22 protein-coding genes are annotated in these 20,521 nt (G+C 55.5%); 13 read left to right on the top strand and 9 right to left on the bottom strand.

What is annotated here, in order from left to right; translation table 11 throughout:
* The first annotated feature begins 41 nt into the window (after positions 1-41).
* A complete protein-coding gene (locus tag E1297_RS36755) occupies positions 42-818 on the top strand; it encodes an enoyl-CoA hydratase-related protein (RefSeq protein WP_155147004.1) in 777 nt (258 codons plus the stop codon).
* 11 nt (positions 819-829) lie between these two features.
* On the opposite strand, the gene bmt is transcribed toward E1297_RS36755, so the two are convergent.
* Both bmt and E1297_RS36745 read right to left on the bottom strand, forming a co-directional pair.
* On the bottom strand, positions 830-1,846 hold the full coding sequence (gene bmt / locus E1297_RS36750) for a betaine--homocysteine S-methyltransferase (RefSeq protein ID WP_155147002.1): 1,017 nt from the start codon (positions 1,844-1,846) through the stop codon (positions 830-832).
* 123 nt (positions 1,847-1,969) lie between these two features.
* A complete protein-coding gene (locus tag E1297_RS36745) occupies positions 1,970-2,287 on the bottom strand; it encodes a DUF1476 domain-containing protein (protein WP_155147000.1) in 318 nt (105 codons plus the stop codon).
* A 187-nt stretch (positions 2,288-2,474) separates the two neighbouring features.
* Between E1297_RS36745 and purC the strand changes: the two genes are divergently transcribed.
* From purC to E1297_RS36710, 7 genes are all read left to right on the top strand, one after another.
* A complete protein-coding gene (purC, locus tag E1297_RS36740) occupies positions 2,475-3,230 on the top strand; it encodes a phosphoribosylaminoimidazolesuccinocarboxamide synthase (RefSeq protein WP_155146998.1) in 756 nt (251 codons plus the stop codon).
* Between the two features lie 150 nt (positions 3,231-3,380).
* Complete coding sequence (locus E1297_RS36735) at positions 3,381-4,049, top strand: MarC family protein (RefSeq protein ID WP_155146996.1); 669 nt, start codon at positions 3,381-3,383, stop codon at positions 4,047-4,049.
* 132 nt (positions 4,050-4,181) lie between these two features.
* Positions 4,182-4,412 carry a phosphoribosylformylglycinamidine synthase subunit PurS gene (gene purS / locus E1297_RS36730; protein ID WP_155146994.1) on the top strand — a complete coding sequence of 77 codons (231 nt, stop codon included), beginning with the start codon at positions 4,182-4,184 and terminating at the stop codon, positions 4,410-4,412.
* 56 nt (positions 4,413-4,468) lie between these two features.
* Entirely contained in the window at positions 4,469-5,137 is a 669-nt protein-coding gene (gene purQ / locus E1297_RS36725) for a phosphoribosylformylglycinamidine synthase subunit PurQ (protein ID WP_155146992.1), read from the top strand.
* A 114-nt stretch (positions 5,138-5,251) separates the two neighbouring features.
* Positions 5,252-6,952 carry an ATP-binding protein gene (locus E1297_RS36720; protein ID WP_209016224.1) on the top strand — a complete coding sequence of 567 codons (1,701 nt, stop codon included), beginning with the start codon at positions 5,252-5,254 and terminating at the stop codon, positions 6,950-6,952.
* Between the two features lie 12 nt (positions 6,953-6,964).
* A complete protein-coding gene (locus tag E1297_RS36715) occupies positions 6,965-8,299 on the top strand; it encodes a sigma-54 dependent transcriptional regulator (protein WP_155146990.1) in 1,335 nt (444 codons plus the stop codon).
* Positions 8,300-8,824: 525 nt separating this feature from the next.
* Entirely contained in the window at positions 8,825-11,719 is a 2,895-nt protein-coding gene (locus E1297_RS36710) for a ribonuclease E/G (RefSeq protein ID WP_155146989.1), read from the top strand.
* A 58-nt stretch (positions 11,720-11,777) separates the two neighbouring features.
* Here the strand turns inward: E1297_RS36710 and E1297_RS36705 are convergent, their stop codons facing one another.
* Positions 11,778-12,047 carry a sulfurtransferase TusA family protein gene (locus E1297_RS36705; RefSeq protein ID WP_244328015.1) on the bottom strand — a complete coding sequence of 90 codons (270 nt, stop codon included), beginning with the start codon at positions 12,045-12,047 and terminating at the stop codon, positions 11,778-11,780.
* Between the two features lie 66 nt (positions 12,048-12,113).
* Between E1297_RS36705 and E1297_RS36700 the strand changes: the two genes are divergently transcribed.
* The 4 genes from E1297_RS36700 to E1297_RS36685 all read left to right on the top strand — a co-directional run bounded on the left by E1297_RS36700 (position 12,114) and on the right by E1297_RS36685 (position 16,460).
* Complete coding sequence (locus E1297_RS36700) at positions 12,114-12,866, top strand: cytochrome c biogenesis CcdA family protein (RefSeq protein WP_155146987.1); 753 nt, start codon at positions 12,114-12,116, stop codon at positions 12,864-12,866.
* 77 nt (positions 12,867-12,943) lie between these two features.
* A complete protein-coding gene (locus E1297_RS36695) occupies positions 12,944-14,158 on the top strand; it encodes a hypothetical protein (protein ID WP_155146985.1) in 1,215 nt (404 codons plus the stop codon).
* The gene (locus tag E1297_RS36690; RefSeq protein WP_155146982.1) at positions 14,155-15,504 is read left to right on the top strand and encodes a cytochrome P450; all 1,350 of its coding nucleotides are present in this window, start codon (positions 14,155-14,157) and stop codon (positions 15,502-15,504) included. Before E1297_RS36695 ends, E1297_RS36690 begins: the two co-directional genes overlap by 4 nt.
* Positions 15,505-15,578: 74 nt before the next feature.
* The gene (locus tag E1297_RS36685; protein WP_155146981.1) at positions 15,579-16,460 is read left to right on the top strand and encodes a fructose bisphosphate aldolase; all 882 of its coding nucleotides are present in this window, start codon (positions 15,579-15,581) and stop codon (positions 16,458-16,460) included.
* Positions 16,461-16,487: 27 nt separating this feature from the next.
* On the opposite strand, the gene E1297_RS36680 is transcribed toward E1297_RS36685, so the two are convergent.
* From E1297_RS36680 to fumC, 5 genes are read right to left on the bottom strand one after another with little or no spacing between them, the layout of a single operon-like run.
* Positions 16,488-17,090, bottom strand: a complete 603-nt coding sequence (locus tag E1297_RS36680; RefSeq protein WP_155146978.1) for a DNA-3-methyladenine glycosylase I — start codon at positions 17,088-17,090, stop codon at positions 16,488-16,490.
* A gap of 57 nt (positions 17,091-17,147) precedes the next feature.
* On the bottom strand, positions 17,148-17,369 hold the full coding sequence (locus E1297_RS36675; protein ID WP_155146977.1) for a ribbon-helix-helix domain-containing protein: 222 nt from the start codon (positions 17,367-17,369) through the stop codon (positions 17,148-17,150).
* Positions 17,366-17,542 carry a DUF4169 family protein gene (locus E1297_RS36670; RefSeq protein ID WP_155146975.1) on the bottom strand — a complete coding sequence of 59 codons (177 nt, stop codon included), beginning with the start codon at positions 17,540-17,542 and terminating at the stop codon, positions 17,366-17,368. Before E1297_RS36670 ends, E1297_RS36675 begins: the two co-directional genes overlap by 4 nt.
* Entirely contained in the window at positions 17,539-18,063 is a 525-nt protein-coding gene (gene aroQ, locus E1297_RS36665; protein WP_155146972.1) for a gamma subclass chorismate mutase AroQ, read from the bottom strand. The genes E1297_RS36670 and aroQ overlap by 4 nt, the downstream gene beginning before the upstream one ends.
* Complete coding sequence (gene fumC, locus E1297_RS36660) at positions 18,060-19,451, bottom strand: class II fumarate hydratase (protein WP_155146971.1); 1,392 nt, start codon at positions 19,449-19,451, stop codon at positions 18,060-18,062. Before fumC ends, aroQ begins: the two co-directional genes overlap by 4 nt.
* Positions 19,452-19,657: 206 nt before the next feature.
* On the opposite strand from fumC, the gene E1297_RS36655 reads away from it, so the two are divergent.
* Positions 19,658-20,221, top strand: coding sequence for a hypothetical protein (locus E1297_RS36655; protein ID WP_155146969.1), 564 nt, complete (start codon positions 19,658-19,660; stop codon positions 20,219-20,221).
* A gap of 42 nt (positions 20,222-20,263) precedes the next feature.
* Here E1297_RS36655 and E1297_RS36650 read toward each other — a convergent pair.
* The coding region (locus E1297_RS36650) for a ClpXP protease specificity-enhancing factor SspB (RefSeq protein ID WP_244328014.1) at positions 20,264-20,521 on the bottom strand (258 nt) is incomplete at its 5' end.

Here is a 20,521-nt window from a genome sequence, read left to right as displayed (position 1 = left end):
GCGTCAGGGTCTGACAAAGCTCTGCGCAGATGAGGTTTTTTATGGAATACGAAGCGATCCTTCTGGATATCACTGATGGATTGGCGGTGCTGACATTGAATCGGCCCGACAAGATGAATGCACTGACAACTCAGATGCGCGCCGAGATTACGCATGCGATGAAACATGCAGCACGGCATGCACGTGCAATTGTGCTAACCGGCGCAGGGCCCGCGTTCTGTTCGGGGCAGGATCTGGGTGACGCATCCAGCACCGGGAAGATTGATCTTGAGCGTGCTTTGCGTGATGAGTACGAGCCCATGCTCGAAGCCGTGTACGATTGCCCTGTTCCCACCATTGCAGCGGTGAATGGTCCGGCAGCGGGGGCAGGGGCCAACCTTGCATTATGTGCCGATGTCGTGATTGCGACTGAGAGTGCATACTTCCTTCAGGCCTTCGCCCGCATTGGCCTTTTGCCTGATGCTGGCGGTACATGGTTCATGCCGCGTCAGATGGGTTTTGCCAAGGCGATGGGGGCTGCATTGTTTGCGGAAAAGATCAGCGCACGGCAGGCGGATGACTGGGGTTTGATCTGGGAAGCGGTTGCTGACGCAGATTTTGCCACCCATTGGCGCAAGCGCGCAGAGTACCTGGCCAATGGACCAACCGCTGGGTTTGGTGCGATCAAACAAGCAATCCGTGGCACCTATGACAAAACGCTTCCGCAGCAATTGGCGACCGAGGCGCATTTGCAGGGCGATTGCGGCCGGACACGTGATTTTGCGGAAGGTGTTGTAGCATTCTTGGAAAAACGCCCCGCGAAATTCGAGGGGCGTTAATCCAGTAAACTTTAAGCGCGACGGCGCTTACGTGTGCGGCGCTCTGGCGCCGCCGCATCGTCGCCCGTACCGTCTGATGCCGATGAGAACGGCCCAAGCGCATCCGTGATCTGATCCAGGGTCGGGCGTTCACTACGTGGGCGGGTATCGAGTGCTTCACGCATCTTGCGCAGGTGGGTTGGCATGGTGCCACAGCAACCACCGATGATTGTCGCACCTGCATCACGGGCCATAGCGGCATAGTCACCCATAAGCTCTGGCGTGCCATCATAGTGGATATGCCCATCCACATACTTGGGAATGCCCGCATTGCCCTTCGAAATGATAGGACGTTCAGTTCCCTGAGCGCCGAAGCCCAGAACCGTCCGCAGAATGTCGGACGCACCGGTGCCGCAGTTTGCACCAAAGGCGATCGGTGGGTTGGGCAGGGTTTCTACCAACTGTGCCAGATCTGCAGAGGTCACACCCATCATTGTGCGTCCCGCAGTGTCAAAACTCATGGTGCCACACCAAGGCATATCGACCAGTGCGAATGCTTCGGCGGCGGCGCGGAATTCCTCAGGTGCACTGATGGTTTCGACCCAAAGAACATCAACGCCACCAGCTTTGAGCGCTTCGGCCTGTTCATGGAACATCTCGACGGCTTCGCTGTGCGACAGGCTGCCGACAGGTTCCATGATTTCTCCGGTCGGGCCAACTGACCCTGCGACGATAATCGTGCGTCCGGCCTTGTCTGCAACCTCACGGCCGAGTTCAGCTCCGGCGCGGTTGAGTTCCGCAACTCGGTTTTGCGCATCATGCAGCTTCAGTCGTGCCGAGGTGCCACCAAAGGTATTGGTCAGAAACAGGTCGCTGCCCGCATCAACCGAACCCTGATAGAGCGCGCGGATTTTATCCGGAGCGTCCACATTCCAGAGCTCAGGTGCATCGCCTGATTGAAGACCCATATTGAAAAGGTTGGTCCCAGTGGCCCCATCCGCGAGGATGGCATCTGTGGATTCCAGAAGTTTGCTCAGCGCGTTTGTCATTGGAGTATTCCGAAAAAGAGGGCGCCATGGCCGATCAAATTTAGAGACGCCCCATGTCTCACGACCGGGGCGTCAAATCAAATTCATAAAACTCATGAAGATCATGAGGAAGGCAGCAATGCCTTAGTCAACTTCGCTGAGAACCTGCGATTTTGCTTCAGGCAGAAGTTCAGCCATCTTCGCACGGATCTCATCATCCGATGCCAAGCTACCCAGATCACCAGCCACCTTGCGCACAACATCCTCGTGTCCGGCTTCTTCGAAATCGGACAACACTACGGTTTTTGCATATTCTTCGGCGTCCGCGCCGGATTTGCCCAACTTTCCTGCAGCCCAAAGGCCGAGCAGTTTGTTGCAGCGGGCCTGCGCCTTGAACTGCATCTCTTCATCATGAGCAAACTTGGCTTCAAAGGCATTTTCGCGTTCGTCGAACGTGGTCATTGGTTAGGGACCCCTTGGATAACGATTTCTTTCCTGATGATATGACTATACGTGAGGCCGGGTGCAAGAGATTTGCGCTGCGTCAAAGCCCCTCGGGCCTGCGAACTTGCGAGAAAGTGGGGCTTGGACTATGAGGGCGCCAAAGGAGAGGGACTCATTCCCACACCCCAGACTGGAAGGTTCGCTTATGGCGCGTCGCAAAAAGATCTACGAAGGCAAGGCCAAGATTCTGTATGAAGGCCCCGAGCCGGGCACAATTGTGCAGTATTTCAAGGACGATGCCACTGCGTTCAACGCCGAAAAGAAAGACGTCATCGACGGCAAAGGCGTTCTGAACAATCGTCTGAGCGAGTTCTTCATGACTGGTCTGAGCCAGATCGGCGTGCCGACCCATTTCATTCGTCGCCTGAACATGCGCGAGCAATTGGTTCGCAGCTGCGAAATCGTGCCGTTGGAAGTAATTGTACGCAATTACGCCGCTGGTTCGATGTCCAAACGTCTGGGTATCGCCGAAGGCACGCAATTGCCGCGGCCGATTGTCGAATATTGCTATAAGGACGACGCGCTCGGTGATCCGCTGGTTACCGAAGAGCACATTGCTGCCTTTGGCTGGGCCAGCCAGCAGGATATGGACGACATCCTGAGCCTCGCACTCCGCGTGAATGACTTCATGAGTGGTATGATGTTGGCTGTCGGCATTCGTCTGGTCGATTTCAAGATCGAGATCGGTCGCGTATATGAAGGCGATTTCCAGCGTTTGATCATTGCCGATGAAATCAGCCCCGACAGTTGCCGTTTGTGGGACATTGAAACCGGTCAGAAGCTGGACAAGGACGTCTTCCGCCGCGATCTGGGCAATCTGACGGATGCCTATTCCGAGGTGGCGCGTCGTTTGGGCGTTTTGCCCAAAAGCAATGTCGCGAAACCTACGCTGATCAACTGATCCGCAAGCGCAAACTTGCAATGATCCAAGTGCCGCCACTTATCAGGCGGCACTTTTCGTATTCTGTATAAGTATTTGACAGATTTGACTGTCATGCAGCATGTTTAGAGCTGACAACTAATCCGGCTTACTAACAAGGTGACACTCGGTATGAGCGAACTGTTCGACCACGCTGTGTTCTTGAAGTTTCTCGCGGCTGTTCTGGCTATATTCAATCCGCTCTATAATATTCCGATTTTCCTGAGCATGACGAGTCAGTGTACCAAGCCCGAGCGGCGCAGGGTGGCTCTGATCGTGATGATTTCGGTCACTTTGATCGCTTTGATTGCCGTGGGGATTGGAGAAGAGGTTTTGGCGATTTTCGGGATTGATGTTCCCTCTTTCCGCATCGCCGGAGGGATCATCATCTTCGGGATTGGTATGTCGATGTTAAATGCCGAAGACCGTCCCGCAGGTGATCAGGCCGCACTCGCCGAAGGGCAGGAGCGGAAACTCAATTTTGCCGTGGTTCCGCTGGCGATACCTCTGACCATCGGTCCGGGAACCATTGCCATCACCATCGTTTTCTCACATCAGCTTTCGGATGGTGCTGAAATGGTAACTCTGGGCTCTGCCGTGCTGATAGCTTGCGCAATTGTTGGGCTGGGATTGCTGTTTGCGGACCAGATTTCCCGGTTGCTTGGGGAAACCATGATCAATGTGCTGACCCGGATCATGGCGATTCTACTGGTCGCAGTAGCGGTCGAGATGGTTCTGACAGGCACTTTCAACGCCATCGATGCGCATTACCCGGGTCTGACCTCAGGCGCTGACGGCTGATCAACTGACGGGTTGCCTTGGCTGCGGTAATCCGTCCGTCTTATCGAGGGTTGTCCAAATACCATAAGCAGGGTATCTCCCCGCGCAACGGAATTGGCCCCGGGGGCGCGGGCCGCAGGTGGAGTTGCGAAAATGAAGGCACGGGTGCATGTGATGCTCAAGAACGGGGTGCTGGACCCGCAGGGCGAGGCGGTTCGTCACGCATTGGGCGCCATGGGTTTCGACAAGGTCGAAGGCGTGCGTCAGGGCAAGGTGATCGACCTGGAACTTGCTGAAGGCGCGACCGAGGCGGACGTGGCTGAGATGTGCGAGAAGCTGTTGGCCAACACGGTCATCGAACGCTACGAGATCGAACTGGTCTGACTTTTTTCGGTCGTGATGCGACCAAACCACTGATTTGTGACCAAGGAGTGCCTGTTATGCGCGCAGCCGTCGTCGTTTTCCCCGGTTCCAACTGTGACCGAGATCTTGCGGTCGCCTTTGAGCAGGCGGGCTTTCAGGTCGATATGGTCTGGCACAAGGACGCCAAACTGCCAGAAGGCATCGACATCGTCGGCGTACCGGGTGGCTTTTCTTATGGCGATTATCTGCGTTGTGGCGCGATTGCAGCGCAGTCGCCGATCTGCAAGGCAGTTGTCGAACACACCGAGCGTGGCGGGTATGCTTTTGGTGTTTGCAATGGTTTCCAGATACTGACGGAAACCGGCATCCTGCCGGGCGCGCTTCTGCGTAACGCCGGACTAAAATACATCTGCCGCACCGTCGGATTGAAGGTGGAAACAAGCGACAGCGCATTCACCGAAGGCTACAATGCGGGTGACGTCATCGGGATTCCGATTGCGCACCACGATGGCAACTACTTTGCCGATGATGAGACTTTGGCAAGACTTCGTGATGAAGATCGCATCGCGTTCACCTACACCGAGAACCCAAATGGTTCCCGCGGCGATATCGCCGGCATCCTGTCGCACAACCGTCGCGTGCTTGGGATGATGCCGCATCCGGAACGGGCTGCGGATGAAGGCCATGGTGGCACCGATGGAACGGCGCTCTTCCGCGCATTGTCAGGTGTTTTGACACCTGCGTGACTTGAGGTCGTGGCCGCTGGGGCTTAGCTTCGGGGGATGAGTTCCGAAGTACAATCAGGCTGGGCAAATTTCATAAGCCGGTTCCGCGGTGCGCCGCTGGGCTGGCGATTGCGATTGGCGATTATTGTACTGCTGATTGCAACGGTTGCCACTGTCTGGATAACCAACAGCCTGCTGACGAACCGGTTTACTGAATCGACGCGAAACCGTGCCGAACTGCGCCTAGCGCTGTATTCCGGTAACCTTCTGAGCGAACTACGTAGAAATGCCATCGTGCCGCAATTGCTTGCGCGCGACCCGACGCTCATCGCTGCACTACAATCCAGCGATTTCTCGTTGTCTACGCAACGCCTGATCTCGTTTGTTGAAGAGATTGGTGCGGCTTCACTCATGCTGCTGGATAGCGACGGCCGCACCGTTGCCGCAACCGACCGTAACCGGTTGGGTGAGGCGCATCGTAGTGCCGCCTATTTTATCGATGCTATTCGCGCAAACTCGACGATATTTTCGGTGATCCCGCGTGAATCCGGCGGCTATAGTTTTGTCTACTCCCGGCGGCTTGAAGCTGGCTCTGAAATCCTGGGCGTAATCGTTGTTGAGGTCGATCTGCAGAAGTTCGAGCGCGCCTGGGCGGGGATTTCTGACGCCGTAATGGTGACGGACAGTACAGGCACAATCATTTTGTCGACCGAGCCGCAATGGCGTGGCCTTAATGAAAGCGCGGCGATGCTGCGCCAGCCGCCTCAGGGCGCCATTCAGCGAGCCATTCGTGCAACGACGGATTGGACGGCTCTGCCACCCGACGCTTATTTGCAGGGCGAGGCTGTGATGCGGATGGAAACCCGTATTCCTTTCCGAGGCTGGCAGATGACGTCTTTCACCACCTATTCGTCGATCCGCGAGAAGGTGAATAGTGTGCTGGCCCTCGAAATCATGGGCTTCGCGATTCTTCTGGCGCTGGCGTTTTATGCACTTAGCCGACGCACCGCTTTGCGCGCCGCTTTGTTCCAGCGTGAGTCGGCGGAGCTTCGCGCATTGAATACAAGGCTGCAGCGGGAAATTGCTGAACGCGAACGGGTTGAAAAGACGCTGGAAGTGGCCGAGCAAACCCTGGCCCAGAGTTCCAAACTTGCCGCCTTGGGTGAGATGTCTGCCGCAGTCAGTCACGAGTTGAACCAGCCGCTCGCTGCGATGAAAACCTACCTCGCCGGTGCGCGCCTTTTGCTGCGGCGAAATCGTCCTGAAGAGGCGCTGGCCAGTTTCGGCCGGATCGATGGCCTGATCGAGCGGATGGGCGCAATCACACGCCAGCTCAAGTCGTACGCACGCAAAGGTGCGGACGCGTTTTCACCAGTAAATCTTGGTGAGGCACTGGCCTCTAGCCTGTCTATGATGGAGCCGCAGCTGCGCCAGCGGCACGTGAAGATTACTCAGATCCTGCCCGAAGAACCTGTTATAGTGATGGGGGACCGGATGCGGATCGAGCAGGTGATGGTGAACCTCTTGCGCAATGCGCTGGACGCCACCAAATCTGTTATTGAGCCGGATGTGGAAATCATTCTGGCGGCGGGCGACACAGCTGTGTTGACGGTCCGCGATAACGGCCACGGTATCGAGGATATCGAGAACCTCTTTGAGCCGTTTTATACAACCAAGCGTCCCGGGGATGGCGTTGGACTGGGTCTTGCCATCTCATCCGGGATCGTGAACGACCATGGGGGTCGGCTGACTGCGCGCAACGGACAAAACGGTGGCGCGGTATTCGAAATGCAACTGCCGATACTGGGAAGCGACGGCCTTGAGGCCGCTGAATAACGAGGAAGTACTATGGCACAGGCCATGAAGATAGCCATTGTTGATGACGAACAGGACATGCGCCAGTCGATCAGCCAATGGCTGGCACTGTCGGGATACGACACCGAGACCTTTTCCAGCGCTGAAGATGCGCTCAAGGTGTTGGGGCCGGAGTATCCAGGCATTGTGATCTCTGACATCAAGATGCCGGGTATGGACGGTATTCAGCTGCTGAAGAAACTGATGGGAGCGGACAGCACGCTTCCCGTGATCATGATCACGGGCCACGGTGACGTACCTATGGCTGTCGAGGCGATGCGTGTCGGTGCGTTCGATTTTCTCGAGAAACCATTCAACCCGGACCGTATGTCCGAACTGGCGAAACGTGCCAGCAACGCGCGACGTTTGACATTGGATAACCGCGCGCTGCGTCGCGAACTGTCCGGCGGCACCCAGATCATGAACAAGCTGATTGGTGCCAGCCCGGTAATGGAACGCCTGCGCGAAGATATTCTGGATCTGGGGCAAGCCGATGGTCATGTATTGATCGATGGCGAAACCGGAACCGGGAAGACACTCGTCGCTCATGCGCTTCATGCTGTCGGCAGTCGTGCGGGTAAGAAATTTGTTCTGGTGTCATGTGCAGCTCTGGAAGAAGAGGCGCTGTCGAAACGGCTGTTTGGCCCGATGATGCCCGAAGATGCTCAGCTACCAGCGATCGAAGAGGCACGCGGTGGTACACTGGTGCTCGAGGATGTAGAGGCGCTCAGCGATACGCTCCAGGCTCGACTGTTGAGCGTAATGAATGAGCAGGGCACACCGGCAGAAACCCGGATCGTTGCCATCTCGAATCTGCAGGAAGCCGGGAAAACCAGCGAAGACGTTTTGCGTCCTGACCTGTTCTATCGTCTGGCCGCGCTGCGGATCACCATGCCGCCGCTGCGTCAGCGCGGTGAGGATATTCTGACGCTGTTCACGCGTCTCAGCGAGCAGTTTGCAGAGGAATACGGCTGCGAGGCACCTCAGGTTAGTGCTCAGGAAGCTGCGCAACTGCTGCAGGCACCTTGGCCCGGAAATGTGCGCCAGCTGATCAATATTGCAGAACGGGCTGTTCTGCAGTCTCGACGGGGTTCTGGTACCATCGCATCGTTGCTGATGTCGGATCACGAAGAGATGCAGCCGGTCATGACAACCGAAGGCAAGCCGCTCAAGGAATACGTCGAAGCGTTTGAGCGGATGTTGATCGACAATACGATGCGTCGTCACAAAGGCTCGATTGCTTCGGTGATGGACGAGCTGTGTCTGCCACGCCGGACCTTGAACGAAAAAATGGCCAAATATGGCCTTCAACGTTCCGATTACCTCTGACCAACAAATCCGGAGAGGGGACACCCTCTCCGGATATTTTTTAGGCCAAACACCCCTGAAAATTAGCTCTTTGACGGCTTTTTGCTGATTTTGATGCCTATCGGCAGATGCTGATCGTGCAGTTTGCCCATTGTCTTTTCCACAGGACTGCTTTTATTGTGACGGGACGGGCCGGGCTAATTTTGCGCCCAGAAGTCCCGAATCTTTGAGTTTCGCTGCTTTGCCGCAGATGGTGATCATTCCCACAAGGCCAGGCAGACCGATTGTGCCCCTCACGGGGTATTGGAGCACCTGAGCCCGGAATACGGGCGAAAGGAATAAATGGGCGGGCTGCGGCATGGATCGCGCCTGTCGGAGAAGAACCGCGATGACGCGCGCGCAACGATTGAGTGAACGGGCAGGGGGCCAGAGCGCCAGACCCTGCCGCGCGCCGTCCTATATCGCCCTGACAAGACACCACCCCAAAAGCGCCTGTCCGCCCGGACGGGTAAGGACAACGCGTTTGGCGCGGTGCACCAAGGACACATGGCTAAGAAAATGCTTATCGATGCCACCCACGCGGAGGAAACCCGCGTCGTGGTGGTCGATGGAAACAAGGTCGAGGAGTTCGACTTTGAATCCGAAAACAAGCGTCAGCTTGCAGGAAACATCTACCTCGCAAAGGTAACACGGGTCGAACCGTCTCTGCAGGCGGCATTTGTTGATTACGGCGGCAACCGGCACGGTTTCCTCGCCTTTTCGGAAATTCATCCCGACTACTATCAGATTCCGGTCGCAGACCGCGAAGCCCTGATGGAAGAAGAACGCGCCTACGCCGAAGCGATGAAGGCACGTGACGAAGCTGAAGAGGCGAAGCCCAAAAAGCGTCGTTCGCGTTCGCGCACCAAGGCAGAGGGTGTCAAATCCGACGACCCGGTCGAAACCATGGATCCGTCCTCAGAACCTTCCGGGATGGAAACCATTGATCTGGATGAGGGTGAAGAAAACGCCGATGTCTCAATTCCTGAGGGCACATCGCCCGTAGAATTGGTGGCTGAAACTCCGGTTGAGGAGCCCGAAGAGGTCACTGAAACCGAAGGTCAGGCCGAATCTGGTGAACAGCAGGAAGATGATGCTGCCGAGCAAGAAGCCGAGCCGGTAACTGAGACTGCTGAAGTAGAAGTCGAAGCCAATGCTGAGGCGGAAGCCGAAAGCACAGAAGAAGCTGGTGAATCTGAGTCCGGTGAAGAAGCCGAGGGATCTGAGCAGCCTGAAACTGCTGAAGATGAGCAGGTAGAAGCTGCTGCTGAAGAATCCGAAGGTGACGAAGCCGCTGAGTCGGAAGCTGAAGAGGTCGAAGCACGTTCAGAAGCAACGGACAAAGACGAGACAATTGAGTCTGTCGCTGATGAAGATGACAGCGAAGATATTCGTCCTCCGCGCAAACCGCGCCCGCGTCGTTACAAGATTCAAGAAGTCATCAAGGTGCGCCAGGTTCTGCTGGTGCAGGTCGTAAAAGAAGAGCGTGGCAACAAGGGTGCTGCGTTGACAACCTATCTGTCGCTGGCGGGTCGCTATTGCGTTCTGATGCCGAACACTGCCCGCGGTGGTGGCATCAGCCGTAAGATCACTAACGCCGCCGACCGTAAAAAGCTCAAGGACATTGCCTCGGATATCGATGTGCCGACTGGTGCGGGTTTGATCATCCGGACTGCCGGGGCGAAGCGTACCAAATCCGAGATCAAACGCGATTATGAATACCTGCAGCGTCTCTGGGAGCAAATCCGGGCGCTGACACTGGAATCCATCGCACCCTCCAAGATCTATGAAGAAGGCGACCTGATTAAACGCTCGATCCGCGATCTCTATAATCGCGACATTGACGAAGTTCTGGTCGAGGGCGAGGGTGGCTACCGCATCGCCAAAGACTTCATGAAGATGATCATGCCGTCGCATGCCAAGAACGTGAAGCGGTATGAAGACGCGCTGCCTCTGTTCGCACGCTATCAAGTCGAAAGCTATCTGGCGGGAATGTTCAACCCGACAGTTCAGTTGAAATCAGGCGGCTACATCGTGATCGGTGTGACCGAGGCGCTGGTTGCGATCGACGTGAACTCTGGCCGGGCCACCAAAGAAGGTTCGATCGAGGAGACCGCGCTCAAGACCAATCTTGAGGCCGCCGACGAAGTGGCGCGCCAACTGCGTCTGCGCGACCTCGCAGGTCTGATCGTCATCGACTTCATCGATATGGACGAGCGCAAGAATAACTCGGCCGTCGAAAAGCGCCTTAAAGACAAGTTGAAAACGGATCGTGCCCGTATTCAGGTCGGTCGTATTTCTGGCTTTGGTCTGCTGGAGATGAGCCGCCAGCGTCTGCGCCCCGGCATGATCGAGGCGACAACGCAGCCTTGCCCGGCCTGCCACGGCACCGGTCTGATCCGCTCGGACGACAACATGGCACTGTCGATCTTGCGTCAGATCGAAGAGGAAGGCACACGTCGCCGTTCCCGCGAGGTTCTGGTGCGCTGCCCGGTCAGCATTGCCAACTTCCTGATGAACCAGAAGCGCGAGCATATCGCTCAGATCGAAGGACGTTATGGCCTTTCAGTGCGCATTGAAGGCGATATCCATCTGGTCAGCCCCGATTTCTCGATGGAGAAATTCAAGACCGCCAGCCGGATAGTGCCAGAGGCCACTGCGCCCGTGGTATCTGTAGACGCTTCGCTGATGGATCTGGTGGATGCTTCGGAGGACGAGGAAGAAGAAGAAACAGTTCAGGCTGAAGAGGAGACCAAGCCCAAGCGCAAGCGTCGCCGCCGTCGCCGGAAGAAGGGCGGCGGAAACGGAGAAGGGTCCGAGGCTGCGTCAGAAGAAGGCGAGAAGCCGACCGAGGCCGAAGACGCCGATGGTAGTGATGCTGCCACTGAAGAGAAGACTGACGCCGCAGATGCCGTAGAAGCCGAAGCTACACCTGCGGAACAAGCGCCTGAGGCAGAGAAACCTGCCAAGCCAAAGAAGCGTCGTGCACCACGCCGCCGCAAGAAAGATGCAGACGCTGAGAAAGCCGAGGAGCCTGCAGAGGTCGCGAATGCCGAAGCTGAGCAGAACGCTGAGGAGGCACCTGCGGAGGAAGGCGTTGTGATCGTGGCCGAGGCAGAGGTCGTCGAAACGGCGGTCTCTGAGCAGATCGAAGTGGAAGCTGAAGTTGTAGAGACTGAAGTAGAAGCACCTGCTGCGACGGAAGAGCCTGCAGAGGAAACCGCAGCGACCGTCGAAGAAGAGGTTGCGGCGGCAGAGGAACAAGCGTCCGAACCAGAGCCGGAACAGGTCGAACCTGAAACGCCAGAGCCTGTCTTGGAGGTCGTGGCAGAAGAGCCGGTGCCAGAAGAACCAGCTCCTGCCAAACCCAAGCGTCGGGGATGGTGGTCTCTGGGTCAATAATCAAAGAAGGCGGGCTAACAGGCCCGCCTTTTTCTTTCTGATACGTCAGTTTTATCAGTCAGCTCTTTTGGATCACATAGATCTGATGATTGCCCGTATCTTCCTGACTAATCAGCTTGTTGCCGGACTCGGTGCAATAATGTGGAACGTCGATCACTGCAGCCGGGTCATCCGCCAGGATGCGTAGCAACCCGCCAACCGGCATGGATTTCAGCCGTTTCCGGGCCTTCAGGACGGGCAGCGGGCACAGCAGGCCCAGTGCATCCAGTGTTTCAATATCACTTGTCATGCGAGTCAGATATTTCCACTTGAGGATGGTGTCCAGCATGCAACCACGAGGATGTGACCTATTGGCCCCGTGACGTTGGCGGTGCGATACCATATGTGCTGAAACATGTTCGGAATTGATATCATCGACGCGGGGCTGCTACCCGCCATGTTCATTGCGATGATCGGGGGGCTGATCAGCTTCCTGTCGCCATGCGTGTTGCCCATTGTGCCACCTTATCTGGCGTATATGAGCGGAGTCACGATCAACGAGATGCAGGACGAGGCGCGCGCACGGCGTAAGGCGACTTTGTCGGCGTTGTTTTTCGTGCTTGGATTGTCGACCGTATTCCTCTTGCTTGGGTTTACAGCTTCGGCGTTTGGGGCATTTGTCCTGCAAAATCAGGTGCTTTTCGCTAAGCTTTCCGGCGCTGTGGTCATCGTGTTTGGCCTGCACTTTCTGAACGTATTCCGCATTCCGCTGCTGGATCGGGAGGCCCGGGTAGAGACCGGAGATTCCGGTGGGTCAGTCTTTGGTGCCTATATTCTGGGGCTTGCCTTTGCATTTGGCTGGACGCCCTGCATCGGACCTCAGTTGGGTGCGATCCTGTCATTGGCTGCATCAGAAGCGTCGGTTGCCCGTGGAACGCTTTTGCTGGGTGTTTATGCGGCAGGGCTTGGCATACCGTTCCTGCTTGCTGCGATGTTCCTGAACCGCTCCATGGCCGTAATGAACCGCATCAAGCCCTATATGGGCACCATCGAAAAGGTTATGGGCGCGCTGTTGCTGTTCGTCGGTATCATGCTGATCACGGGCCTGTTCACCGAGTTCAGCTGGTGGCTGCTCGAGACATTCCCAGCGCTTGCAACCTTGGGCTAACATCCTGAAACAGGACGATATGCGGGTCTTACCTTGGCCGCATTGCTAGGCTAATCTGCGCGGCAGAGGTCAAAGCAATGAGCAGTCAGAAAACGCAGCAAAAGGTGCGCAAACGCAGGGTATTTTACATACCTGGCTATGACCCGATTCATCCCCGCCGCTATCGCGAGCTTTACCGCAAAGAAGGGCATCTGCAGTCTAAAATCTCAGGATATGAGATTGCAGTTTCTGCCAGATCCGGCGATGGGCCATATGGTTGGCACGTGACATCGCGGCAGGATGGTGTTGATACAGAGACGGATGTCGAGGTTCTGGTCTGGTCGGATATCGTGCGGGACAGCATGGCGCGATCCATTGGGGCCACATATCTGCAACTGGCTCAAACGGCATGGATTTATATCTCAACTGGTGTTTTGTGGCGCTTGATGAGACTACGCAAGGGTCCTGTCATTGCCGCGCTTTATCCTGTCGGAATGCTCTTGTTCCAGCTGTTTATCGCTGTCCTCGCTGTTTGGGGTGTTTTCGCGGTGCTGAAGATAATTGCTGGTTGGATCGCCTTATTGCCTGCGCTCGTCGCAGCCTACGTGCTACTGAACTGGTTTCGCAAAATAGATAACCGTTTGTTTGCCTACTATCTGATGCATGACTATGCCCATTCTGCGCGCTATTGGGGGGAAACGTCTCCCGAGATGCGTGCGCGCCTGGCCGAGTTTAAATCTCTGATCGCGCAAGCCCTGAGCTCTGATGCAGATGAAGTGCTGGTTGTCGGTCATAGCTCTGGTGCACATCTGGGTGTTTCCGTGTTGGCGGATTTGCTGCGTGTTCAGAAAAACAAGGGGCAGGGCCCGACACTGTCATTCCTTACACTGGGGCAGGTGGTGCCGATGGTTTCGTTCCTGCCCAAAGCCGATCAGTTGCGATCTGACTTGAGCTTTCTGTCCAAGCGCACAGAGCTGACCTGGATTGATGTATCAGCACCCGGTGATGGGTGCGCCTTCGCTTTATGTGATCCTGTGTCAGTCAGTGGCGTTGCTGGTCCTGAAAAGCGTTGGCCGCTGGTGTTATCCGCTGCGTTCACCCAAACCCTGTCTCCGGAACGCAGGCAGGAACTGCGGTGGAGGTTCTTTCGATTGCATTTCCAGTACCTCTGCGCGTTCGACCGACCGGGCGACTATGATTACTTTCGGATAACCGCTGGCCCTGAAACCCTGTCTCAGAGGTTCGACGGTAGGGCGCCATCCAGGTCACGCATCGATGTCTCTGTATCCAAATACACATCGGTGGCTGCATGACGCCCCCAAAGCCTCAGGCTCGCCCAGATAAGGTATCGCTCTGGCGCTACTTGAAGCTCTTTCGTCAGGATTTGCTTTCCGCGCAACCCCAGCGACTGTATCGGGCCTGGATGGCCGAGTTTCGTACGCCGTTTTTTCGGTCATACATGATCAACCAGCCTGAACTGATCAACACGGTACTTAAGCAGCGACCAGACGACTTTCCCAAATCGAACCGCATCAGTGAGGGGTTGCGTCCGCTGCTTGGTGACTCGGTTTTTCTGACCAATGGCGATACCTGGAAGCGCCAGCGCCGGATCATAGATCCCGCGTTTGAAGGCGGTCGCTTGAAGGACACGTTCCCGGCTATGTTGGCTGCGGCGCAGGCTTGCGTAGATCGTCTGCGCTCGCAAAGCGGCAGTGAGATCGAGTGTGAGGAAGTCACAAGCCATGCCGCCGCAGATGTCATCTTTCGCACGCTGTTTTCGGTTCCGATTGAGCATGAGATCGCAGCGCAGGTTTTTGAGAAGTTTCGCGCATACCAGAGGGAACAACCGCTTCTGAACCTCGCAGCGTTCATACCTCTGCCACGTTGGGTGCCACGGTTTCATTCGACCAAAACCCGCAGGAACGCCAAAGAAATCCGAGCACTCATTGGACGTCTGACGACCGAAAGGGCAGCCGCCATATCGGTGGGTCAGGCACCGGATGATCTTGCCACCAAGATCATGACAACCCCGGATCCGCAGACCGGACACCGTTTCAATACGGACGAAATGATCGATCAGGTGGCCATATTCTTTCTGGCGGGTCACGAAACCAGTGCGTCTGCTCTGGCGTGGACACTGTATCTGATGGCGCTTTATCCGGAGTGGCAGGAGAAATTGGCAGCTGAGGCGCAGATGCTCGATGAGCCTTCGTTTGCCGCAGTCTCAAAACTCAGACTCAGCCGGGATGTATTTCGCGAGGCGCTGAGACTGTATCCTCCGGTTCCGATGATGGTGCGTGAAACAACGTGTCCCGAACGCTTTCGAGACCGGGATGTGCCCCAAGGATCGCAGATTGTCCTGAGCCCATGGCACCTGCACCGTCAGGAACGCCTGTGGGACAGGCCGGATGAGTTCGACCCGACCAGATGGGGAACCGAGAATGGCAAGAAATGTCAAAGGGAGGCCTACATCCCCTTTTCGGCAGGGCCACGTGTCTGCACAGGTGCTGGCTTTGCGATGGTGGAGGGACCTCTGATCCTGTCAATGCTCTTGCGCCACTTTCGGTTCGATTTGATCGAAGGTCGGACACCGGTTCCAGTCGCACATCTGACTGTGCGTTCGAAAGACGGAATTTGGTTACGGCTGGTTGAGCGCTAACAAACTACCATCGTCCAACGCCTTGCTGTATGCGGTTGAAAAAAGCGGAATCATTATTGAACGGGAAAAGAGTTATGTCCAAGGCAGAACAGCGCGAGCAAATGTCCAACGGTGCAGGTTTCATTGCGGCCTTGGATCAAAGCGGCGGTTCGACCCCTAAGGCGCTTGCGCTGTATGGCGTTGAAGCATCTGACTACAACAATGACGAAGAGATGTTTGGCGAAATCCAGAAAATGCGCGCGCGTATCATTCTGGCGGACGATTTCACCAAGGACAAAGTGATCGGCGCGATCCTGTTCGAACGCACACTAGGCGAAACAATCGACGGTCGTGGTGTTGCCGACTATCTCTGGTCGGTAAAGAACATCGTACCGTTTCTGAAAATCGACAAAGGCCTGGAAGAGCAGGCTAACGGTGTTCAGATGATGAAGCCTATCCCGGGACTGGTGGAAACGCTGGCGAAGGCTGAAGGTGTGTTTGGTACCAAGGAACGCTCGGTGATTCACGAGGCAAATGCAGAAGGTATCGCTGCTGTTGTCGCCCAGCAATTCGATGTCGCGCGCGAGGTTATCAGCGCAGGCATGGTTCCGATCGTTGAGCCCGAAGTGAATATCCATTCCGAGACCAAGGCTGAGGCTGAGGATATTCTGAAAGCAGAAATCCTGAAGAACCTCGATCAGTTGGCCGATGGGCAAGATGTGATGCTGAAATTGACTATTCCCAACAAAGCAAACCTTTATGATGCTCTGGCAGATCACCCGCGTGTTCTGCGCGTTGTCGCGCTGTCTGGTGGATACACGACCGAAGAGGCATGCGATCTGTTGAACCAGAATGGCAAAATGATTGCGTCATTCTCGCGCGCTTTGACTGAAGGTCTGTCCAAGCAGCAGTCGGACGGCGAATTCAACGCTGCTCTGGGTGGCAACATTGACAAGATCTATCGCGCTTCTGTCTAATAAAGCCCCCCCTCAAGGGGAGCCTTATTACGTTGGTTTTTGGAAGGAGCGGCGCAACTGCGCCGCTTTTTCTCTTTGCGCGCAGCCCATTGCGTGATCATTGATCAATCCCATGGCCTGCATAAACGCAAAAACGGTAGTGGGGCCTACGAACTTCCATCCGCGTTTTTTGAGATCTTTCGACATCGCAACCGATTCAGGTGATGTGGATGCGGTTTGTGGTTCTGGCGGGTTTTCGGCTTCGTACCGCCAGACATACCCTGCGATTGATCCTTCAGAGGCGATCAGTTCCTGAGCACGCTGTGCGTTGTTGATGACCGCTTCGATCTTTCCGCGATGGCGCACAATGCCTTCGTCCTGCAAAAGCCGTTCGATATCAGCATCAGAAAAACCTGCTACTTTATTGAAATCAAATCCACAAAACGCCTTACGAAAGTTCTCTCGTTTGGCCAGAATTGTGCGCCAGCTCAGCCCGGACTGAAAACTCTCGAGGCAGAGCTTTTCAAACAGGCGCTGATCATCTGCGACCGGATATCCCCATTCATTGTCGTGATACTCAAAGAACTCAGGTGCTGCCTGACACCACGCGCAGCGCTGTTCACCATCTGGGCCGGTAACTGTTTTGCTCATAGTGTACCCTTTTTGTTCCCGTCAGTTTAGTCAGGAAAAAGGAAGATCGGCAAGGATTCAATTCTGTTGCTGATACCAGTTCAGAATGAAAACACGAATGGCTGAGGCGAGACCGGTTTCAGGATCCCGAGAAACATCAATTTCAGCCGCTAACACATTGATTGGAATGTCTTTGGTTTTCGCGATCTCGCGAAATGCCTGCCAAAACTCATCCTCCAGAGAGACGGAAGTCCGGTGACCTTTCAGGGTCAGAGAGCGTTTTATAGGACGGCCGCTCATTCTTCGATCTCGTGACCGTCCAGATTGCGGTCAGATTTTTGTTTATGTGTTCGATCAAGATCTTTTTCAGCTTTGCTCCGACCGAAACGCACCGCATTTTCATCCGCACGTTTCTTTTTTTGGGCCTTGGCCCTTTGCTTGCGAACTTGGTTGAGGTTGATCAGCTTACTCATTTTCGGGGCGGTATGTTTTGCAACTGCACAAACAGCTCACCACGCGTGGCGTCCGACAGGCAATCGACCTGTACCTGCGCATCAAATTCAGGACCTGATGTTTCAGGGACTGGCGTGTGTTGGGATATCTGCTGGATGATTTCACCGCCAAGGCTGATCAAGGCGGGGCGTACTTCGTCAGCAAGATCGCGATACTCCGTCGGAGCCTCTTCCTCTCCATCCGTCCAGCGCGCTATCCAGCAGGTTTGGATCTCTTTGGCTGCTTCAATTTGCGCCTCAAAGAACTTACGGGCGCTGATCGGATCAATACCTGCGCCCTGAGCTTGTTCGACGGTCTTGGACAACACGACATTTTCGCGCTCGACATCTTCGACAGGTTTGTCATTGGCGTATTTGAAGGCGGCAACGTCGCGCATCCACTCCAACCGCTCGTCAATCAGCCCAAAAAGCTGGGCGTCCGCCAAAGCCGGAGTGCCCGACAGGATCAGGCACACCGGCAGAGCGTTACGCAGACGGATCACTTGGGACCAATCATCTGTTCGGGACGTACAACAGAATCAAAGGTTTCTTCATCGACAAAACCGAGCGCGATGGCCTCTTCTTTCAAAGTGGTGCCGTTTTTATGCGCTGTTTTGGCTACCTTGGTGGCGTTGTCATAGCCGATGGTCGGAGCCAGGGCAGTAACCAGCATCAGCGATTCCTTCATCAGCTTGTCGATGCGCGGTTCGTTGGCTTTGGTGCCCATCAGCATCCGTTCGGTGAAGCTGTCGGTTGCATCGCCCAACAACTGGATCGACTGCAGCAGATTGTAGGACATCATCGGGTTGTAGACGTTCAGTTCAAAATGCCCCTGGCTGCCTGCGAACTTGATCGCGGCGTCGTTGCCCATCACATGAGCTGCCACTTGGGTCAGTGCCTCAGCCTGTGTCGGGTTCACTTTGCCCGGCATGATCGACGATCCGGGCTCATTCTCGGGCAGGATCAGTTCCCCCAGTCCCGAGCGCGGGCCCGAACCCAGAAATCGAATGTCGTTGGCGATTTTGTAGCAGGATCCTGCGACGGTCGCCAAGGCACCCGACAGAAATACCATGGCGTCATGGGCGGCCAGTGCTTCGAACTTGTTGGGAGCCGTGACAAAGGGCAGGCCGGTGATGTCGGCCATGTTTGCAGCAACAGCTTCACCCCAGCCTTTTTGAGTGTTCAGACCGGTGCCAACGGCGGTGCCGCCCTGAGCAAGCTCATAGATTGCGGGCATTGCAGCTTTTACACGGGCAATCCCCTGACGAATCTGATGTGCATAGCCGCTGAATTCCTGCCCCAGAGTCAAAGGCGTCGCATCCTGCGTATGGGTGCGACCGATTTTGATGATGTCTTTGAATTCTTCCGATTTCTGTTCCAGACCCGAAGCCAGCTTTTCCAGCCCGGGCATCAGTACATCACGAACACTCATGGCCGCAGCAATGTGCATTGCGGTTGGGAACGTATCGTTGGACGATTGTCCCATGTTGCAGTGATCGTTGGGGTGGACTGGCTTTTTGGAGCCGATTACACCGCCTAGAATCTCGATCGCGCGATTGGCGATAACTTCGTTCGAGTTCATGTTCGATTGGGTGCCGGAACCGGTCTGCCAAACCACCAGAGGGAAGTTGTCGTCGAACTTGCCCTCAATAACCTCACCAGCAGCCTCAATGATCGCGTCGGCGATTTTCGCGTCCAGCTTGCCTGTTGCCTTGTTTTGCATGGCACAGGCTTTCTTGATCACGCCCAGCGCACGCACGATGGCGACGGGCTGCTTTTCCCAGCCGATGGGGAAGTTCATGATCGAACGCTGTGTTTGCGCGCCCCAATACTTGTCGGCGGGAACCTCAAGCGGGCCAAAGCTGTCGGATTCGGTGCGGGTCTGAGACATCGGTCACTCCGTCTGGTATGCAGTCGTATGCCGTTTAGCCATAGCAGAGCCAAGGCGCAATCGGCCAGTTGCGCGCACCATAAACCCAAGGGCACCAAAGGTATAGGCAGGCGGAAGCGTCATTTTTCTTGTTAACATCGGAAACAGCACCATTGTGCGCGCTGACTGCTGAGCTACAATAAACATATCGCCGTGGTGGAGGTTGCATGCGCGTTTCAGTTAGGACCCGTCCTTCGTTTTTGACCGCCCTGGCGGCGATGTTCACGCTTTGGGTGACGCTGTTTGTCGGACAGGCACATGCAACAGGTATTGGGCCGTTTATCGGAGATTATGTTGGTTCAGCCAATGTCGTTGATGTAGATGGTACGACTACACCCCGTGACATGAGCGTTTCGATCCATGAAACCAGCAGCGGTTTCAATGTCAGCTGGCATACGACGACGTACAAGCATGACGGGCGGGTGAAAGAGCAAAAATTCTCGGTGGATTTTCGCCCTTCGGATCGGCCGGATGTTTATTCGGCGGCGATGAAGCGAAATGTTTTTGGCCACGAAGTTCCCCTGGACCCGATGAAAGGCGAACCTTTCGTCTGGGGCCGCATCGTAGGGGATACTTTGACCGTGTTCTCATTGTTTATCGACGAGGATGGCGGATACGAACTGCAGCAGTTTGACCGCACACTGGCCGATGGCGGCCTTGATCTGTCTTTCACACGGTTTCGCAATGGTGTGAAATCGCGGTCGGTTGATACGTTCCTTCAAAAACAATAAACCCCGCACAGGGCGGGGCTTACAGACGACTTAATCAGTCAATTACTTGCGGAAGCTATCCAGCGATACGACATCTGCGTCGTGATGCTCTTCCGGCTCGTCAGGCATCACTTCAATCGTTTGCTCGACGATGTGATCAAGCTCTTCATCTTCTTCCGTATCGTCCGGGCTTTCAAAGCGCAGGCCGAATTCTACTGAAGGGTCTACGAATGTCTTGATCGCAGAGTACGGAATATAGAGCGGCTCAGGCGCATCACCGAAATTCAGCGTGATTGAAAAACCGTCATCGCCAACCTCGAG

It is taken from the genome of Roseibium sp. RKSG952 (assembly GCF_009711355.1).
This window is presented reverse-complemented; position numbering and strand designations above follow the sequence as displayed.

Excerpts from the sequence above, each read along its gene's own strand:
- E1297_RS36755 (WP_155147004.1), top strand. The coding sequence starts at position 42 with ATGGAATACGAAGCGATCCTTCTGGATATCACTGATGGATTGGCGGTG.
- bmt (WP_155147002.1), bottom strand. The coding sequence starts at position 1,846 with ATGACAAACGCGCTGAGCAAACTTCTGGAATCCACAGATGCCATCCTC.
- E1297_RS36745 (WP_155147000.1), bottom strand. The coding sequence starts at position 2,287 with ATGACCACGTTCGACGAACGCGAAAATGCCTTTGAAGCCAAGTTTGCT.
- purC (WP_155146998.1), top strand. The coding sequence starts at position 2,475 with ATGGCGCGTCGCAAAAAGATCTACGAAGGCAAGGCCAAGATTCTGTAT.
- E1297_RS36735 (WP_155146996.1), top strand. The coding sequence starts at position 3,381 with ATGAGCGAACTGTTCGACCACGCTGTGTTCTTGAAGTTTCTCGCGGCT.
- purS (WP_155146994.1), top strand. The coding sequence starts at position 4,182 with ATGAAGGCACGGGTGCATGTGATGCTCAAGAACGGGGTGCTGGACCCG.
- purQ (WP_155146992.1), top strand. The coding sequence starts at position 4,469 with ATGCGCGCAGCCGTCGTCGTTTTCCCCGGTTCCAACTGTGACCGAGAT.
- E1297_RS36715 (WP_155146990.1), top strand. The coding sequence starts at position 6,965 with ATGGCACAGGCCATGAAGATAGCCATTGTTGATGACGAACAGGACATG.
- E1297_RS36710 (WP_155146989.1), top strand. The coding sequence starts at position 8,825 with ATGGCTAAGAAAATGCTTATCGATGCCACCCACGCGGAGGAAACCCGC.
- E1297_RS36705 (WP_244328015.1), bottom strand. The coding sequence starts at position 12,047 with ATGCTGGACACCATCCTCAAGTGGAAATATCTGACTCGCATGACAAGT.
- E1297_RS36700 (WP_155146987.1), top strand. The coding sequence starts at position 12,114 with ATGTTCGGAATTGATATCATCGACGCGGGGCTGCTACCCGCCATGTTC.
- E1297_RS36695 (WP_155146985.1), top strand. The coding sequence starts at position 12,944 with ATGAGCAGTCAGAAAACGCAGCAAAAGGTGCGCAAACGCAGGGTATTT.
- E1297_RS36690 (WP_155146982.1), top strand. The coding sequence starts at position 14,155 with ATGACGCCCCCAAAGCCTCAGGCTCGCCCAGATAAGGTATCGCTCTGG.
- E1297_RS36685 (WP_155146981.1), top strand. The coding sequence starts at position 15,579 with ATGTCCAAGGCAGAACAGCGCGAGCAAATGTCCAACGGTGCAGGTTTC.
- E1297_RS36680 (WP_155146978.1), bottom strand. The coding sequence starts at position 17,090 with ATGAGCAAAACAGTTACCGGCCCAGATGGTGAACAGCGCTGCGCGTGG.
- E1297_RS36675 (WP_155146977.1), bottom strand. The coding sequence starts at position 17,369 with ATGAGCGGCCGTCCTATAAAACGCTCTCTGACCCTGAAAGGTCACCGG.
- E1297_RS36670 (WP_155146975.1), bottom strand. The coding sequence starts at position 17,542 with ATGAGTAAGCTGATCAACCTCAACCAAGTTCGCAAGCAAAGGGCCAAG.
- fumC (WP_155146971.1), bottom strand. The coding sequence starts at position 19,451 with ATGTCTCAGACCCGCACCGAATCCGACAGCTTTGGCCCGCTTGAGGTT.
- E1297_RS36655 (WP_155146969.1), top strand. The coding sequence starts at position 19,658 with ATGCGCGTTTCAGTTAGGACCCGTCCTTCGTTTTTGACCGCCCTGGCG.